Raw genomic sequence first — 242 nt, forward strand, 5'->3', positions numbered from 1 at the left:
AGCTATAAGCTTAATAATAAATTAAGGGACATCGCTAGTCTGTTAGCACTACTCTCGACGCTAACAAAAAATCCTAGTGCTGAACAAACTCAACACTAGGATTCTATTAAGTAATCAGGTCAATTGACGACCAGTATTTAATTACATTTCATCTGGGGCTTGAACATCCAACAATGCTAGTGCAGACTTCAAAACATTGGAAACTGCTTGGGTTAATGCCAACCGTGCTGGTTGTGCAGCAT

Annotated in this window: 1 protein-coding gene; it reads right to left on the reverse strand. The window is 39.3% G+C overall.

Translation table 11 applies throughout. The features are described 5' to 3' along the window. Positions 1–141: 141 nt before the first annotated feature. Entirely contained in the window at positions 142–222 is an 81-nt protein-coding gene (locus ACFIK0_RS09600) for a DALR anticodon-binding domain-containing protein (RefSeq protein WP_375663943.1), read from the reverse strand. Between the last annotated feature and the right edge of the window lie 20 nt (positions 223–242).

It is taken from the genome of Bartonella sp. CL63NXGY (assembly GCF_042194905.1).
In the GTDB taxonomy this organism is placed as follows: Bacteria; Pseudomonadota; Alphaproteobacteria; order Rhizobiales; family Rhizobiaceae; genus Bartonella.